Here is a 17060-nt window from a genome sequence, read left to right on the forward strand (position 1 = left end):
GCTTCTTCTTTTTTAGCTTTATCTTGCTGCATTTGCGCTGCTTCTTCCTTTGTCAATGTTCCTGTTGAAGCACTCGCTACTGAAGAATATCCTACTGTTAAAAGTGCCATTGCACAAATTGGTAATAGTCTCTTTTTCATCTTCATTCTCTCCTTATATTTTATTCACATCAACTCGCATCGGATGTATTACTAGAATAAGCAAGAGATATAAATATAAGATGCAGATGAAATATAATTCATTTAAAGATTTCATTGTAGAAAAAGAAAAAAACATCGCAATATATACGATGTTTTTTTCGGGTGTGTGTCTCAATATTTACATGTTACTTTCGCGCGATTTGGAAGTAGAACGGGCCGGAGCGATAACTAATTGTCTCGGCTCAGTTTTCTTGAAGTGATTTTTGACGTTACACTTACGACGTTGAACAACCCACGCTTTAATAGGGTTTGTCAAAATAATCTTTTGCTCTTCGTTAGGGGCCTCTTCTTCAAACCTACAACTTTCGCTCCATTTATTCCATTTCATTGTAAATTTAGAAGAAGAATAATCATCTTCACGATCAAACAAGTGCAAAAAATCCATTTTTCCATCTAGCATTACGGTATTACTAGTCGCTAAAAAAGAAAAGGTCGTCCAACGTTTCTCCATGCCCTCCTACTCCTTTTTCACATATAGAGTGCCTAAAACTTAATTTACCTAAAATATGCTTGCCTTTTACCTTACACCCATAGTTTATCCAAAATGCTATTATGCAACTATCGATTTGCCTTACAACTACCTTACATTTTTGTAAGAAACAAAAAACCTTCACTCTATATAATGAAGGTTTCTTACTTTTTATCTATATGATTTCTCATATCATCAAGTCCAGCTTCTTTTAGCTGCGACATCATACCGTGCGAAATTGCTCCTAACACTAAAGTCATTCCAATTAATGAAATACGAATCGCAGGTACATCAATTACGTAAGCCAACAGGCCAAGAACAATTGTTAAAAGTAATGCTTTTATAAATGTTACACTTGTGTACTGTTTCTTCTTCATCATATCCACCCTTTTTGGAAGCGTTTTCTTAATGTACTTAGTATATCATATCATCAGATGATTTTGTCTTTATCTTTGTAAAAAATTACTATCTCCTTTGACTTTTTCTATTCTATCCTTTACAGTCGAAATGTTCGCAAGTTTTACACTGTAGGAGGATTACAATGAATATTGAAATAAAAGACACTTTAATTTCTGAAGAACAATTACAAGCAAAAGTGAAAGAATTAGCACTTCAAATCGAACGTGACTTTGAAGGAGAAGAAATCGTAGTTATCGCAGTATTAAAAGGTTCATTCGTATTTGCTGCTGATTTAATTCGTCACATTAAAAATGATGTAACAATTGACTTTATTTCTGCATCTAGCTACGGAAATCAAACAGAAACAACAGGAAAAGTGAAACTACTAAAAGATATTGACGTAAACATTACTGGAAAAAACGTAATTGTTGTAGAAGATATTATCGATTCTGGTTTAACACTTCATTTCCTAAAAGACCACTTCTTTATGCATAAACCAAAGGCACTCAAGTTCTGTACATTACTTGATAAGCCAGAACGCCGTAAAGTAGACTTAACAGCTGAATATGTTGGCTTCCAAATTCCAGATGAATTCATCGTTGGATACGGTATCGACTGTGCGGAAAAATATCGTAACTTACCATTTATTGCTTCAGTTGTAAAGGAATAATATAATAAAATAAGCTTCCATCAATTACTGATGGAAGTTTATTTTCTATCACGATTCGTAAAAGACAAAGGGAGAGAATAAAAATGACAAAGACAAAATTTGAAAAAGTACTCCTCATCGTAAATCCGAAAGCTGGTCAAGGTGACTTACATACAAATTTAACAAAAATCGTACCACCTCTTGCCGCAGCTTTTCCTGATCTACATATCCTTCATACGAAAAAACAAGGTGATGCAACAAAATATTGCCAAGAGTTTGCTAGTAAAGTAGATTTAATTATCGTCTTTGGTGGTGATGGAACAGTATTTGAATGCACAAATGGCTTAGCACCTCTCGAAACTAGACCTACACTTGCAATTATTCCAGGTGGAACTTGCAATGACTTCTCTCGCACACTTGGTGTTCCGCAAAACATTGCAGAAGCGGCAAAACTTATTACAAAAGAACATATAAAACCAGTTGACGTTGCAAAAGCAAATGGACAACATTTCTTAAACTTCTGGGGGATTGGTCTCGTATCTGAAGTATCAAACAATATCGATGCAGAAGAAAAAGCAAAGCTTGGTAAAATCGGTTACTATTTAAGTACAATTCGAACTGTAAAAAATGCTGAAACATTCCCGGTAAAAATCACTTATGACGGACAAGTATATGAAGACGAAGCTGTCCTTGTCATGGTTGGAAATGGTGAATATCTTGGCGGTATCCCGTCCTTTATTCCGAACGTAAAATGTGATGACGGAACACTTGATATTTTCGTAGTCAAATCAACAGGTATTCAAGCGTTTAAAGATTATATCGGAAAGAAACTATTTGAAGACTCAAATGAAAATGACATCTTCCACGTAAAAGCGAAATCCATTCATATCGAAACAGAGGAAGAAAAAGAAGTAGATACAGATGGAGAAAGTTCGCTTCATACACCTTGTCACATTGAATTATTACCAGGACACTTTACGATGATTTATAATCCTGCGGTTGTGTAAAGAAAAAAACGAGTGCTAGCACTCGTTTTTTCTCTTCTAATCTAGTTATGTCGTTGAATAATTTCCTCTATTTCTTTAACTCTGTCTAAAGTAATTCCATTTCTTTGTTCAATTGCTAAAGGATGGTCGGTTGGCTCTAATTCAACATACGGTGCCATTCCAACTTCTCTTATATGTACATTTGTTTTTAAATTTAATGTTTCTGGATAAACTGGTATTTCTACAGATAACCACCCAAAATAAGGATCACTATTTTCTCGGCCTCTCTCATCCCACTTTTCTAATACTTCATCATAACTTTCTTTACTAAGCGATACCCACACAGTCCATATGAAATTTTCGTGGTAATCAATGATAGGAATCTCTAAACAACCTCTAATAAAGTAATGTTCATCGTCCATTACGCAAAGTTCTGATGTTAAATGGAAGCGTCCCTCTCTTTCATGGGGCGCTACCTCGTAATAATAATATGGTGCTTCACTTCCGTAGCATAAAGGAAGTGTAAAATGACTCATTTGTACTTTTTCTCCAGATTTTCTTCTTCTTTTCATTTATTATTCTTTCTCCTATCTTTTTCAGTCACAACCAAACTCCACCCAATTTTCCCAGTTCGTATTAGCATCCTTATTTACAATTTCACTAGAGTATACCATAAACATACTTACCTTTCATTTTCTAATAATATTACTAAAAAATAGTAGAATGACTAGTTTGCATACTCTAGTTCTTTTTATGTACAATGAAGGAAAGAAGCACCTTCATATAAGGGAGAGGACAAACTTTGTTCAACCAACAGTTAGTTAATTTACGCATTGATTTTGCATTTAAACAATTGTTTGGTACGAATGGTAGTGAAGATATTCTAATTGCATTTTTAAACGCTATGTTACAAGATTCTTTAGAGTCGCCCATTGCTTCTCTACAACTAGAAAATCCACATTTACACAGGGAATATGAAGAGGATAAGTTATCTATTTTAGACATTTCAGCGACATTAAACACAGGAACAAAAGTCAATGTAGAAATACAACTCAATAATAATCACGATATGGTTAAACGCAGTTTATATTATTGGGGAAGACTATACACATCTCAACTACAAAAAGGGATGCCCTACAGTGCACTTCACAAAACCATCACCATAAACTTACTAAACTTCGTAATGTTTTCGGGACACCCAGCCTTCCATACAACGAGCATATTATGGAATACACAACAAAAAAAACTCCTAAGTGACGACATAGAAATCCACACTATAGAAATTCCAAAGTTAACTGAACAATGGTATGAAGAAAAAGTAAATCCGTGGAAAGATCCATTTGTTCGTTGGCTTTTATTGCTTTCAGCAAATGAGGATGAGCACTTAACTAAACTATTGGAGGATATTGCTATGAACCAAGACCCTATTTTACAAAAAGCGATAAATAAATGGGAACGTATGAGTCAAGATTCTTCTTTCCGACAAGCCTATGACGCAAGGGAGAAAGTTTTAATGGATGAAGCAGCAAAATTCGCCCACGCAGAGACAGAAGGAATAAAAAGAGGGATGGAACAAGGGATAAAAAAAGGGCTTGAAAAAGGCATTGAAAAAGGCATTGAAAAAGGCATTCAACAGGGCATTCAACAGGGCATTGAAAAAGGTCGAAAAGAAGGAGTCCAACAGGGAAAAATTCAAATGATTAAAAATATGTATGATCTTGGTATACCACTTGAAACGATTGCTAAGGCAAGTAAATTAAGTTTGCATGAGATTGAGCATATTTTAGGACATAAATAGTCATAAAAAAGAGCTTGAATAGTTTCAAGCTCTTTTTTTATCAACTCTCCTCAATACCATCCAATTGAGTCTTATAACATTCATCACACTCTGGCCTCGTAGGAAGAATCCCTCTTTCATCAGGTAATAAAACCCTCAAAACTTCTCGATCCATCTCTACGAAATACTTCATAATAATGGGATATCCTTCAATAATATTCATATACTCAATCCCTTGTTCAAACTTTTTTCCGCTCTTTATTTCTTCTATTTTCAGCATAAAAAATCCGAAACCATACAAAATGATTTCGGATTTCCTATAGTTAAAATATTAAATTACATTTCGAACAAAAAGGAGCAGAATTTCCTCTTCAAATTTTCGCATTACGTTTTGGACAATATACATCTCTCTCTTCTATCTTTTCTCGTTCTATCATATGTAAGGATACTATTCTCATACTGCACATAACCCCAATTAATATAAGGCTAACAACGAGTAGCATATCTCTCACTCCCTTTCTATATTTTACCATAAAATAACAAAACCGATTCCCACATTGAGAATCGGTTTTATCTTTATAATCCTAACTTCGCCTTCGCACCATCAGGAATTTTATCTACTTCTATTTCTACTTTATCATGTAAAAACTTCCCTCTTGTAATGACATGCCAGTACGAGCCTTTTTGTAATTTATCTACGCCATCAATTGTTACTTCTTTCTCTTCTCCCTTCTCATCATAAGCTTTAACTGTATATTCAAAACCTTTATTTCCACCTAACTTCTTCGCTCCAACCAAATTTTGAGCTGGGATCCCTACTACCCGTTTATGCTGGATAAATTTATTAAACTTCATAGTGTTTTCAAAACAAAAAGTCTTCCATACAACGAGCATATTCTGGAAGACACAACAGCAGCGACGCCTAATTGATGATATAGAAATTCCAAAGTCAACAAAACAATAGCATGAAGAAGAGCTAGAAAAATATCGAGAAGGTTGACGGGGCATACACCGTGTCAAATTGAATTATTATCAAAGCTTTCAACAGTGATTTATAATCCTTATTTTGCTATACTTTAACAATTACTAAACTTCGCATTTTTTCAAAAAATAAAGTATAATGAACTAATATAAAAAGGTTGTTAACAAAATCGTTAACAACCTTTTTTGTTTTTTCCGAAAAACTTTTCAATTTAAGGGAGCGATCACATGTATTGGAGAAAAAATGATAAACCTGTAGAAGAACCAGAAGCAATTGCTGTATGGGAATGCCAAGAAGAAAACTGCCGTGGGTGGATGCGTAAAAACTTTTCGTTAGAAGAAGAGCCGCAATGTCCTTTATGTAAAGGAGATATGGAAAGCAGCGAACGCTTATTACAAAAGTTATAATAAATTTTCCTCTTCACCCTTTATAAACTCAAACATAGAGGATCCTCTTTCTCCTTATTTGCAATGTGAATCGAAAGAAAATAAACTATACAAAAAGCTTTGCGTATCCTCGCAAAGCTTTTTCAATATCTCAAACTCATTCCAACCATATTTCCTATCCAAATGATTACTGTTCACCTATATGCTCAATAACCAAATTAATATAAAAGGAAATCCAATAAAATTTACAAGTTTCACTTTTAATTCATCCATTTTTTATAGGCTAATACAAATTTTATACTTTAATCTTACAACGAATAAATCCAAATACAGATCCTAATGCCACAAAACATACACTTGGTATCATCATTATTTCGCTACTTCTTTTTTCTCTATATCATTCTTTTGTTGTGATTGAATCGTTGCTTTCTTTTTCCCTAATACTTCTTTTTGTTGATCCTGAATCACGGCTTCTGCTCGTTCTAATGATTTTTTTTGCTCCTGCATTGCTGCTTTCTTCTTCTCTAACGCCTCTTTTTGCCAAGCATGAAATTCTGCTTCCTTTTTTTCTAATGCTTGTGCTGATACCTCTCCCTTTGACGTTGTTCCAGTAGATGCGCTAGCTAACGATGAATATCCTATTGATAAAAGTGCCATCGCACAAATTGGTAAAATTTTTTTCTCATTTCATTTTCTCCCTGTATACTTTTTTAAATACCAGCTTGGGGGTATTTATATACTAAACAAGCTATATAAATATAAGATGCAGATACGATATATTTCACTTAAAAATTCAATTAGTGTAATTAATTACACTAATCTCTATGTATAGATGTATTTCCTTAAAAATAGTAGAGGGATTCCTTGATTTCTCCTTAATAATATTCAAAAGTCCCAAACTATAATAAGTTTGAGACCCTTGAATTCTATATTCTATTTTTTCTTTGGGAGGACAATCCCCTTATATAATTGAATAGTGATCAAATAGTAAACAACGTAAATAATTAAAAATATACAAATCGGAAGTCCAATATTCACATATGGATTCACAAAAAATTTAACAAATGTAAATACATTCATTCCTACCAAAACGTGTATAAGACCTAATATAGCTGGAAATAGAAATACAATGCCTAATTCTTTATACATAGATTTTATAAGTAATTCTTTACGTACCCCAATTTTCCGAAGCATCTCATAACGCCCTATATCTTTCGTAGCTCCAGAAAGGATCTTAAACATTAAACAACTTGCCATCATAGCTAAAAAAGCAAGGCCTAAAAAGAATCCCATAAAGGAAGTTCCTTTTGAAAAGGCAAGCATAGATTCATAATCACTATAGTTTGTCGGTAAATATACATCTTCCTTAGGCTTATTAATAGTAGCGGCTATTTTTTTGATTTGACGATCATCCATCTCTTTTAACTCTGTTTTATACCTTAAAATATTATCTACTTTAGCAATAAAAAATGTATGCTCATTCCCTTGAATTGCTTCATAACGTTTTTCATCGACGATATAGACAGGTTTACGATCATATACAGAAATATTCGATCTAAAATCACTATCCATACTCTTATCCCAATTCAGTGGTAACGTAGAACTAGATGGATCAACTTCCTCCCCCTTAAACATCCTATAGCTCGAAGATGGAAGTTGTTCAGTAATATGTGTTGTCTCTTTCTTTCCAAATAACAGTGGAGGGTTCTCCAATAATTCTTCTTTTAAATAGTAAACAGCCTCATTATTAACTTTATATTTATATTGTTTTTTATCTACAATTTTCATTTTTTCCATAGCTTTATAATCCTCTGCTTCTGGATCATGAATTGTAATATCATAACCTGACATTCTTTCTGCTGTAAGGATTACGTTTTTCTGTAAAGACATGCCACCAGCCATTGCCCCCACACCCAGTCCAATTAGCATCGTTACCGTGCCTAATATTTTCGCCAAACTACTTACACGAAACTGCAATTGTGCAAATGTAAATGCATTTAATTTCTTCTCATTTAAATAGCGCGTTTTCTTTAACCTGTTAACAATCATAGGTAAGAACGAAATAAATATAAGATATGTCCCGATTGTAATCGTGAATAGTGGAAGCATAATGGCTCCAGCGCCCTTTATTCCTACGAAGAGTACGAAATAATACCCTACACCTAGTCCTAGCAAACTACATAAAAGTAACAATATTGTGGCTGGTCCTTTCATTCGTATGCGCTCCGTTTGCTCCTCTGTACGAATTAAATCTAGTTCTGTTTTAAGTGCTATACGAATCACATTCACAACGGATGTAAGTAGAAATAACACACTAAAGAATATAAATGTTATTTTGAATGCAGGACCATAAAATGCTTGATAACCTTCCGCTGAAATTTCCAATTGTTTCGTTAGAAATTTGCTAACGAAATTAGAAAGAATGGCTCCGAATACACTACCTAGCACTAGTGAAATCATTCCCATAATGAACGTCTCAAAAAATAAAAGTTGACTAATTTTACTCTTTTTCGCCCCTAATACAAGGTACATACCAAGCTCTTTCTGCCGGAGTGAAAGTAGAAAAGAGTTTGCATAAAAAATATAAAAGAATGTAATAAACGCTACCAAAACAGAGCCTATTTGAAATACAAATACAATTGAACCAATAATACTGTTATTCATTGTAAACTCTTTATTTAACGCAAGCGTTTGAAACATATAAAAAATAGAAATTGAGATTACAAGACCTATTAGTAAAACGATGTAATCCTTTATCATTTTTTTCATACTGGAAATAGAAAGTTTTAATAACACACTTCACACCCACGATTCTCTACAGCGTGGTATACTACATTCACCTTTTTACTATCCCCTCTTTGTACAACGTTCTCTTCAAATATTAAAGTTTTCATATTGCCTCCTGTCATGTGGCTAGTGCTACGATCATGCTATTTTCATAGCCACTAACTATCATTTTATCTTTTCCCGACAAACAGCAATATTGATTCCTCTTACATTATCCTTACATTTTTGTAATGTACAATACCTTAAAATCATTATATTAAAATTATTATTTTCATAATCCGATTCATATACCTTTACTTTGTTCTCACGAAGATGACATCAATATTCTCACACTTAAATAATATATTTATAAATATAAATTCGAAGGATATTTTATAGGTTTTCTAGTCTATTTAAAAAGTTATATAAATCATTAACATTAGAAATGGACAAAAAAAGCCCCTCTGTAATACTTAATAACTTTGCACTTATCATCAGTTTACCTCTTCATTATAATTGTCCAAGATAAAGATAAGATAACAACGATATAAAGATATACCCATATGTTATTAAATTTAGTACCGTTTTACCTTTCCTTATCCCTCTCACTCTTTACTTTACATTAATTCTCTTCGTTTCTAATCCACCTCTGATGGACTCTATATAAAACTATTATTTAGGTTGTATTAAAATAACATATTCTAAATCATATAAATTTGCCTTTGGTTTTGCATAAATAGTATAAGTAAGACCATATTGATCTTGTTCTTGTTCTAGTACCTCTGCTACTTCAAGACCTGGTGGTATTTTCTGACTCAATTCAGAGGTAATAATGCTATCACCTATTTTTATTTCTTTCACTTTATCTGATGGGATATTATCAATTCGAAGGGCCTGTTTTTTCTTATCATACCCTGTAACAAATCCTAAAATGGATGAATTATTTTGAAGGGTGATTGCTAAACGATTCGTTCGTTCATCACTCGTAATTAATTTCACAACAGATGTATATTGATCTACACTATCTACCTTTCCAATAAAACCGTTCACTGTAATAACAGCCATACCAACCTTTACACCATGTTGTGCCCCTCTCTCAAGAGAGATTTTTCCATACCAATCTTCTGCTTCACGCCTTACTACTGTAGCTTGAATTAGATTGTATTTTCCTTGTTCCTTTAATTCTTTCGTTTTATTGATAAGTTTAGTAAGATTTTCTTTCTCCTCACTTAACATTTGCACTTTACCCTTTAATGATTCTTGATGTTCAATTTTCCCTTTCAATGCTTGATTCTCTTTATATACTTTATAAATGTCTTCTATATTATGAACAATATTTTGGACATGCTTATTATTTGTACATACATACACCGCCAATAAAGCCAAAAGAATAATTGAAAGAAATAATAATATTTTCTTCTTAGAAACCTGCATAATTATCCTGCTACTCCTTATCAATTTTTATCCACACACTATAGGATACTAGTGATTGTATACAGAATAAATGCAGTTTAGATAAAGTTCAGATAAACTTTATTTTCTTTATAAAAAATTTAGAAATTATCATATACTGCCATTGCATTCAAATTTTGATCGTTCAACTTATCATTTCTATAACTAAATATGTTTTATTGTTACTTTTTCTTTCACTTTAGCTGGTATTTCATCACCTTGCACTTCTTCCCATTCCATACCATAACTTCCTTTAGATCTAATCTTTAAATATGCTCCTATTCTTAAATGTTTTGAAGCAGTCATCGCAATCTTTTGCTCTTGACCAGATTCATTATATCCTTTGAATTTATATTCCCATCTAGCAAAACCTTTGTTTTCGGCTCCATATTTACCATCATTATCAACAACAGCATAATAAATACCTTCTTTAATAAATGGATTGAGTTGATCTACAATAGATCCACCCTTCACTATAAGTAATGTAACTCCAACTATAATCAATGCGATAAACGCGCTTATTTTTTTCATGAAACTTTCTATTCTCCTCTTCTCAGATACTTCCACTTAAAAGACTTCCTCTAAATCAATTGTGGCACTATTACTTATTAAAATGTAACCAAATTTCCTAATGCTCTTCTAATTAAATTGGCAATAATATAATAAATTGAATAACCCCATTTTCATGTTTTGCTCGAATTTCTCCTTTGTGCAATTCAACAATGCTTTTTGCAATTGCAAGCCCCAAACCTGAACCTTCTACAGCTCTACTTCTCGATTGATCTTTTTTATAAAAACGCTCAAACAAATTCTCTAATTCTTTTTTTGTAAATTCTTCACTATGATTAGCTATAGAAATTTTGATATGCTGCTCTTCTCTTTGAAGTAAAACCCGAATTTCTGCTTTATCTATACTGTATTTAATTGCATTTATTAAAAGATTTTCAAACACACGCACCATTTTTTCTGAGTCCACCACAGCATATATACGATCTTCCTGAAATTCTTTTACAAAAAAAAGATTATGCTCCTCCGCTTGTGGTACTAGCTCTTCTATTAATTGATCAAGTAGTTCATTTATACACACTTCTTGCGAATCTAACGCCATATTTTCATCTGTTAGTTTTGTATACTCAAACAAATCTTCTATTAACATCTTCAACTGCTCTGATTTTGAAAAGGCAATTTTTATATACTCATCATGCTGTTCTTTATTTTCATATTTCGCATCACCTAGTAAACGTAAATACCCCATAATAGAAGTAAGTGGTGTTCTTAAATCATGTGATACATTTGTAATCAATTCACTTTTTTGCTTCTCTATTTGTTTTTCCTTTTCTATATTAGCCAAGAGCTTTTCTGCCATTTGATTAATATTAGAAGTTAATAAACCTATTTCGTCTTGACCTGCCTGTTTGATTTTATATTGTAAATTACCTTTCGAAAATTCCCTTACTCCTTCTGCCATCGCTTCAATCTGATTCATTTTCCTTTTCGTTATATAAAAGAAAGATAGTATAAAAGTGATAAAACCTAGTAAAGATGGAAATGGACTGCTATCATTCACTATATACTTCACATTTCCTTGTGGTATACCACTTGCAATAATATACATATTTTTCGTATTAACATTAACCGGATAAAAAGTTGTAAACTCCTTACGCTTTTGTTCAGTTCCATCTTGAATTAAATTTTGCGCCTCTACATATCGTACTTGATCCATTTTAAAATCCATCACATTACGCATCGTCTCATGAAGATTGATTTGTTCTTCCGGCGCTCCCTTTGTTTTATAAACGACTTTCCCATCCTCGTCTATTATTAAAATCTTTAGTTGATTTTGTTCATTCAATTGATCAAGCAGTTCTTGTATATTAATTTCCTTACCTTCCTCGGTCATACTTTCAACAAGCCTTTGTGTCTGTCCATCAATGGCTTCCATACCTGATGCATAATCAATGATAGAAATTTTATTCGCATCCTCAAAAAAAGAAGATGAAGACCATCCTACTAATACACCGAGTAACGTACAAAAAGTAAATGTAGCCATTAGCTGTATCCGTATGCTCTTTTCCAAATAACTCACTATTTTACCTGTCATTTTTTTTAAAACTTGATTCATCCATATTATCGGTTCAAATATCTTTCTCAATCTTGTAGCCAACTCCCCATACTGTTTTAATGTACCGAGGCTTCCTTGGAATCGCCTCTATCTTTTCACGTATTTTCCGAATATGTACCATCACAGTATTATCAGATTGGAAAGCTTGCTCTTTCCATACTCTTTCATAAATTTGTGCTGCATTTAATACCATTCCTTGATTTCGTACAAGCAATTCTAATACCTCAAACTCTCTCGGTGTCAATTTCACCTCTTCATTTGCAATAATGACCTGCCGTGTTACTATATTAACTTTCATATCTCCAATCTCTATTTCATTTTCATCTTGTACACTTGTCCCACTCATTTTCATATATCTCCGAAGTTGTGATTTAATACGAGCAATGAGTTCCAGTGGATTAAATGGTTTAGCTACGTAATCATCTGCCCCAGTTGTTAATCCTAAAATCTTATCCATATCTTGCGTTTTTGCCGACAGCATAATAATAGGCATTTCCGCTATTTCTCTCACTTTCATACACATATGAATACCATCTATTTTCGGCATCATAATATCAAGGACGATTAGATGCACGTCTCTTTTCTTTACTATTTCTAAACCTTCTTCACCATCTCCAGCTTGTAATACTTCATAACCTTCATTCTTTAAATAGATAGTGATAAGTTTTCTAATTTCCTTCTCATCGTCCACGATAAGTATCGTTCCTTTACTCACAAAATCTCCTCCAGCATCATTTACCAAACTATGAATGTTGCTTTATTTCACTCACTACGGCATTCTTCTTATGCATATACATATAAGAAATACTACAAACTACAATAACAATGCCACCAAAATATATACCGTACTCGGTCGCAAGTGTTACTATTACTTCTATATGCTTTCCAAATATAGAACCTAGTAAGAAATAAACTAACGTCCATACAAATCCTGTTACATATGAATAAATCGCATACGTTTTAAAAGACATGTTATTCATTCCTACTAAATACGGTACGATATGCCTCACAACAGGTATAAAATAACTTATAACTAATGTATAATGACCATATTTTGCTATCATCTCTTGCGATTTTAAAAGATACTTCGTCTTTTTCTTTTTCATCAATTTATTAAGTATTTTTATGCCAAAAATTTTCCCGAGTATATACCCTAAAGAAAGGCCGGATACAACGCCTAAATACGTTAGTAAAAAGGCGGGAATCAAATCCAATATACCCATCGATGATACTAATCCACCGCTCATTACAATCATTTCATCTGGAATCGGCATACCGATAATACCTAACCATAAACAGAAAAATAAAGCCCAATAACCATACTGCTCAATGTATGACATTAATTCATTTAGCTCCATTATGCATATGCTCTCCTTAGCTCTTTTTTACAGCTAAAGACGTAAGCTGGCGGGAAATTGAACCACACTTTTTCTAGTGTAATTTCAGGGAAGAAATGCTGTATAAATCCTTTTTTCACAAGTGAATATTGAAATGTAATAAATTCTCCATTCTCATGTATCGTTTCCATTACGCTGTTTAAAATGCGCTTTGAAACCTCTTCTGGTAAAGAAGTGAAAGGCAATCCTGATAAGATGTAATCAATACATTCTATATTCAATTGTTCCCTATACTTCTTTATATTTTCCGCTGAGCCATGTATAACAATCACATTCTGCTCATCTTTAAATTTTCTCTTTAACTCTTTGAAAAATACTTCATTAATTTCAATAAGAAGAAATAATGTCTCCTTCTTCTTTCTCTTCATAATTTCTTTCGTAAAAGCTCCTGTACCCGGCCCTAGCTCTACAATGCATTTCGCTCTATTAAAATCAATTACATCTACCATCTTCTTTGCTAATATTTTTGAACTTGGCGCAATTGCACCAGTATGTTTCGGATGTTTAATAAATTCATGTAAGAATGTTATGAGTTGCATGTAACCTTCTCCCCATTCGTTCAATAGTTTTTAACTTGTTTCTAAGTATAACTATCGTTTCTTAATAAAAATTGAGGAAGTTTCTTAAGATTTTATGAAGAATAAAAAAACAGCTATCCCTATTACGATAGCTGTCCCTTTATTACTTCGCACTCACGATTTTATAATAAGAACGAACTGTGATGAAGTAATATCCAATATAAATAACACTATATACTCCAATACTAATTAAAAGCGGAATCATAATTTCAAATGGCAGTATGTTCCCTAAACCTTTTAATGCAAACAAGCTGTGCAGAATTCCGATTACTAGTGGAATTGCAAAGATAAAGCTCACTTGTTTTGCAATAGCTTTTTTCATTTCTTGTTTCGTTACCCCGACTTTATGAAGGACAATGTAACGATCACGGTCAGCACTTGCTTCTGTAAGCTGCTTAAAGTAAATGATTGAGCCTGTCGCTAATAGGAAGACTAAACCTAAGAATAGTCCGATGAACATCATTAGTCCAGTTGCTTCCAGTCCCATATGGAAACCAGTATAGAAGTCTCTAAATGGTGGTGCCATTTCTGATACACCAGTTGGCATCACTTTTGCTAATTTTTCCGTTAACACTTTACTGTTTCTTTCATCTTTTACATCAATATTTTTTACAATACGTGTTCCAAATGCTTGTTTCGCTTGTTCATACATTTCATCTGAAACGACAACAACTAGTTCACCTAAGTTTGTAATTGCATTATTATTTGCACCTTGGATCTTCAACGTCTTCGTTTCATTTTCAATTTGGAATACCGCTTTATTTCCTTTATATTCGGGGCTAAACTCATACCCTTCCATATAAGAACTATCATATATAAATGCTTCGCCAGTAGCTACATTCACTGTTTCCGCATCAATTTTTTTAGCAAGCTTGTTAAATTCAGATTGAGACATAAATTGATATTTCTCTGAAATCGTGTAATTCATATTAAGAATGAAATCAACTTTATCTCCTTCAAACTTCCCTTTTACAGGAACTGTCTCAATTTCAACTTGATCTTTGATCGGATGATCTTTCTTCTCTTCTGCAAAAATCGCATTTACTTTCTTATCAAGCTCTGCATCTTTTTTCTCGTAAGAATAACTGTATGGCATAGCTGCTTTTGATTGTGTAAATGTGTTGTAATACATCGTAACTGACGTACCAACCGCTGTTAATGTTACCGCACTTAAAATAGAAATCGTCGCAAGTGACTTTGCATTTCCTTTAATACGATATAGTAACTGTGACGTCGTTACCATATTCATACCGTTATAAAACGATGATTTATTATTTCTTGCACGTTTCAATACGAATACTGTAAAGAACATAAATAGTAAATACGTACCTAATACTGTCGCAAGTAATATATAAAGTGCGACTGCCATAAAGTTTGCATACATAACTGCTTTCATAAACATTAACGCTAAGAAATAACCTGAGCCGATTAAGAAAACTGAAATTAACGCCATAATGACAGATCCTTTTGGCATTGCTTCTCCTTCACGTTCTGCGCGGAAAAGTTCAATTAACTTAAAGCGATAAATTAAACGATATCCTTGGAGTGATGTATATAAAATAATCACAAAGAAAATAATTGCTGTATCAATAATTGCTGCCATTGGTACTTCAAAATGAACGTTTAAATTTAATCCCATCATATTTACTAATAACTCAAGGAATAATTTCGAAAGGACACTACCGATCGCAATCCCAATTACTAATGACATTAATCCCATTAACATATTTTCATAAAAGAGCATTTTACCAATTTGTCTTTTTCGAATACCTAATAACGAATATAAGCCAACTTCTTTTTTACGTTTACGTGTAAAGAATCCGTTCGAATATATAATAAACACTGCTACGAAAATGATAAGCATCACACTGGAAACTTGAAATGCACCACTAATCTTTTTAGAAGCTTCTGCTGCTTTTTCCATTTGTGAATTATATTGCAGTGCTTTAAATGTAAAATAAATAACAATACTAAAAATCATAGATGCGAAATATACAAAGTAGTCTTTAAAGTTCCGCTGTATGTTGCGGAGGGCAATGCTAGATAAGGTCATCAGCCATACCTCCAGAAATAGAAGACATTACGTCCACGACTTTTTGGAAGAACTGTTTACGCGTTGATTCACCGCGGTGCAATTCTTTATATAGTTCACCATCTTTAATGAAAATAACTCTTTTACAATAACTTGCTGCAAATGCATCATGCGTTACCATTAAAATTGTTGAGTTATCATATTCATTTAATGACTTCATACTTTCAAGTAAATCTGTTGCAGATTTAGAATCAAGCGCTCCAGTTGGCTCGTCTCCGAAAATCATACTTGGATTCGTAACAATTGCACGTGATGCTGCGCAGCGCTGCTTCTGTCCACCCGACACTTGATATGGGAACTGACTTAAAATATGATCAATACCGAATTTCTTTGAGATTTCAAGAACGCGGCGATCAATCTCACTCGCTTTCACCTTTGATAACGCAAGTGGTAAAGCGATATTCTCTTTCACTGTTAACGTATCTAATAAATTATAATCTTGGAAAATGAAACCTAAATGATCGCGGCGGAATAACGCTAACTTATCATCATTCATCTTCACAATATCTTTTCCATCAATTAAAATTTCACCGTTCGTCGCATTATCAATTGTAGAAAGAACATTTAGTAAAGTCGTCTTACCAGAACCAGAAGGTCCCATAATTCCAACGAATTCACCTTCTTTTACTTGTAAGTTAATACCTTTTAACGCTGCAAATTTATTACCACCCGTGTCATACACTTTTTCGATATTTTTTGCTTCTAACACTGTTTTCATCTCGACATCCCTCATTTCTTCTATTCTCTATTTTCAACTATATACACTCTCTACTCTTGCCACTATCGATGTTTCTTACACAAACAT

The 17060-nt window shown here is 33.1% G+C and carries 18 protein-coding genes and 2 pseudogenes; 4 read left to right on the plus strand and 16 right to left on the minus strand.

The genetic code is table 11. The features are described 5' to 3' along the window. From MR160_RS27825 to MR160_RS27835, 3 genes and pseudogenes are all read right to left on the minus strand, one after another. Positions 1-140 (minus strand): annotated as a pseudogene (locus MR160_RS27825) (LPXTG cell wall anchor domain-containing protein); the annotation flags it as partial. Positions 141-318: 178 nt separating this feature from the next. Next, the gene (locus MR160_RS27830; protein WP_242298661.1) at positions 319-651 is read right to left on the minus strand and encodes a hypothetical protein; all 333 of its coding nucleotides are present in this window, start codon (positions 649-651) and stop codon (positions 319-321) included. A 182-nt stretch (positions 652-833) separates the two neighbouring features. After that, complete coding sequence (locus tag MR160_RS27835; protein WP_002081963.1) at positions 834-1049, minus strand: hypothetical protein; 216 nt, start codon at positions 1047-1049, stop codon at positions 834-836. Between the two features lie 161 nt (positions 1050-1210). On the opposite strand from MR160_RS27835, the gene hpt reads away from it, so the two are divergent. Beyond that, positions 1211-1738, plus strand: a complete 528-nt coding sequence (gene hpt, locus MR160_RS27840; protein WP_242298663.1) for a hypoxanthine phosphoribosyltransferase — start codon at positions 1211-1213, stop codon at positions 1736-1738. 83 nt (positions 1739-1821) lie between these two features. Then, positions 1822-2724: a diacylglycerol/lipid kinase family protein gene (locus MR160_RS27845; protein ID WP_000167900.1), complete on the plus strand. Its 903-nt coding sequence runs from the start codon at positions 1822-1824 to the stop codon at positions 2722-2724. A gap of 41 nt (positions 2725-2765) precedes the next feature. On the opposite strand, the gene MR160_RS27850 is transcribed toward MR160_RS27845, so the two are convergent. Further along, a complete protein-coding gene (locus tag MR160_RS27850; protein WP_000830226.1) occupies positions 2766-3275 on the minus strand; it encodes a DUF2199 domain-containing protein in 510 nt (169 codons plus the stop codon). A gap of 230 nt (positions 3276-3505) precedes the next feature. On the opposite strand from MR160_RS27850, the gene MR160_RS27855 reads away from it, so the two are divergent. Beyond that, positions 3506-4501: an Rpn family recombination-promoting nuclease/putative transposase gene (locus MR160_RS27855; protein ID WP_098900391.1), complete on the plus strand. Its 996-nt coding sequence runs from the start codon at positions 3506-3508 to the stop codon at positions 4499-4501. Positions 4502-4541: 40 nt separating this feature from the next. Here the strand turns inward: MR160_RS27855 and MR160_RS27860 are convergent, their stop codons facing one another. Beyond that, positions 4542-4760 (minus strand): hypothetical protein, encoded by a 219-nt coding sequence (locus MR160_RS27860; protein ID WP_002081958.1) that lies wholly within the window; start codon positions 4758-4760, stop codon positions 4542-4544. Between the two features lie 296 nt (positions 4761-5056). Beyond that, positions 5057-5266 (minus strand): annotated as a pseudogene (locus MR160_RS27865) (DUF1093 domain-containing protein); the annotation flags it as partial. Between the two features lie 423 nt (positions 5267-5689). On the opposite strand from MR160_RS27865, the gene MR160_RS27875 reads away from it, so the two are divergent. Beyond that, complete coding sequence (locus MR160_RS27875; protein WP_000289928.1) at positions 5690-5869, plus strand: cold-inducible protein YdjO-related protein; 180 nt, start codon at positions 5690-5692, stop codon at positions 5867-5869. A 348-nt stretch (positions 5870-6217) separates the two neighbouring features. Here MR160_RS27875 and MR160_RS27880 read toward each other — a convergent pair whose 3' ends face one another. From MR160_RS27880 to MR160_RS27925, 10 genes are all read right to left on the minus strand, one after another. Next, complete coding sequence (locus MR160_RS27880) at positions 6218-6505, minus strand: cell surface protein (protein WP_179862657.1); 288 nt, start codon at positions 6503-6505, stop codon at positions 6218-6220. A gap of 276 nt (positions 6506-6781) precedes the next feature. Next, a complete protein-coding gene (locus MR160_RS27885) occupies positions 6782-8644 on the minus strand; it encodes an FtsX-like permease family protein (protein WP_044783224.1) in 1863 nt (620 codons plus the stop codon). A gap of 642 nt (positions 8645-9286) precedes the next feature. Further along, complete coding sequence (mreC, locus tag MR160_RS27890) at positions 9287-10048, minus strand: rod shape-determining protein MreC (protein ID WP_001198148.1); 762 nt, start codon at positions 10046-10048, stop codon at positions 9287-9289. 183 nt (positions 10049-10231) lie between these two features. Then, the gene (locus MR160_RS27895) at positions 10232-10597 is read right to left on the minus strand and encodes a YxeA family protein (protein WP_000723891.1); all 366 of its coding nucleotides are present in this window, start codon (positions 10595-10597) and stop codon (positions 10232-10234) included. 112 nt (positions 10598-10709) lie between these two features. Next, positions 10710-12218, minus strand: coding sequence for a sensor histidine kinase (locus MR160_RS27900; RefSeq protein WP_001225802.1), 1509 nt, complete (start codon positions 12216-12218; stop codon positions 10710-10712). After that, positions 12202-12903 carry a response regulator transcription factor gene (locus MR160_RS27905; RefSeq protein WP_000033682.1) on the minus strand — a complete coding sequence of 234 codons (702 nt, stop codon included), beginning with the start codon at positions 12901-12903 and terminating at the stop codon, positions 12202-12204. The genes MR160_RS27900 and MR160_RS27905 overlap by 17 nt, the downstream gene beginning before the upstream one ends. Before the next feature lie 28 nt (positions 12904-12931). Next, the gene (locus MR160_RS27910) at positions 12932-13546 is read right to left on the minus strand and encodes a DedA family protein (RefSeq protein WP_000422376.1); all 615 of its coding nucleotides are present in this window, start codon (positions 13544-13546) and stop codon (positions 12932-12934) included. Further along, positions 13546-14124: a class I SAM-dependent methyltransferase gene (locus tag MR160_RS27915; protein WP_001176071.1), complete on the minus strand. Its 579-nt coding sequence runs from the start codon at positions 14122-14124 to the stop codon at positions 13546-13548. Before MR160_RS27915 ends, MR160_RS27910 begins: the two co-directional genes overlap by 1 nt. A gap of 142 nt (positions 14125-14266) precedes the next feature. Beyond that, positions 14267-16216: an ABC transporter permease gene (locus MR160_RS27920; protein ID WP_000176146.1), complete on the minus strand. Its 1950-nt coding sequence runs from the start codon at positions 16214-16216 to the stop codon at positions 14267-14269. Then, positions 16203-16973, minus strand: coding sequence for an ABC transporter ATP-binding protein (locus MR160_RS27925; RefSeq protein WP_000859656.1), 771 nt, complete (start codon positions 16971-16973; stop codon positions 16203-16205). Before MR160_RS27925 ends, MR160_RS27920 begins: the two co-directional genes overlap by 14 nt. Positions 16974-17060 lie beyond the last annotated feature (87 nt).

The organism is Bacillus cereus group sp. BfR-BA-01382, assembly GCF_022663475.1.
Taxonomy (GTDB): domain Bacteria; phylum Bacillota; class Bacilli; order Bacillales; family Bacillaceae_G; genus Bacillus_A; species Bacillus_A thuringiensis_S.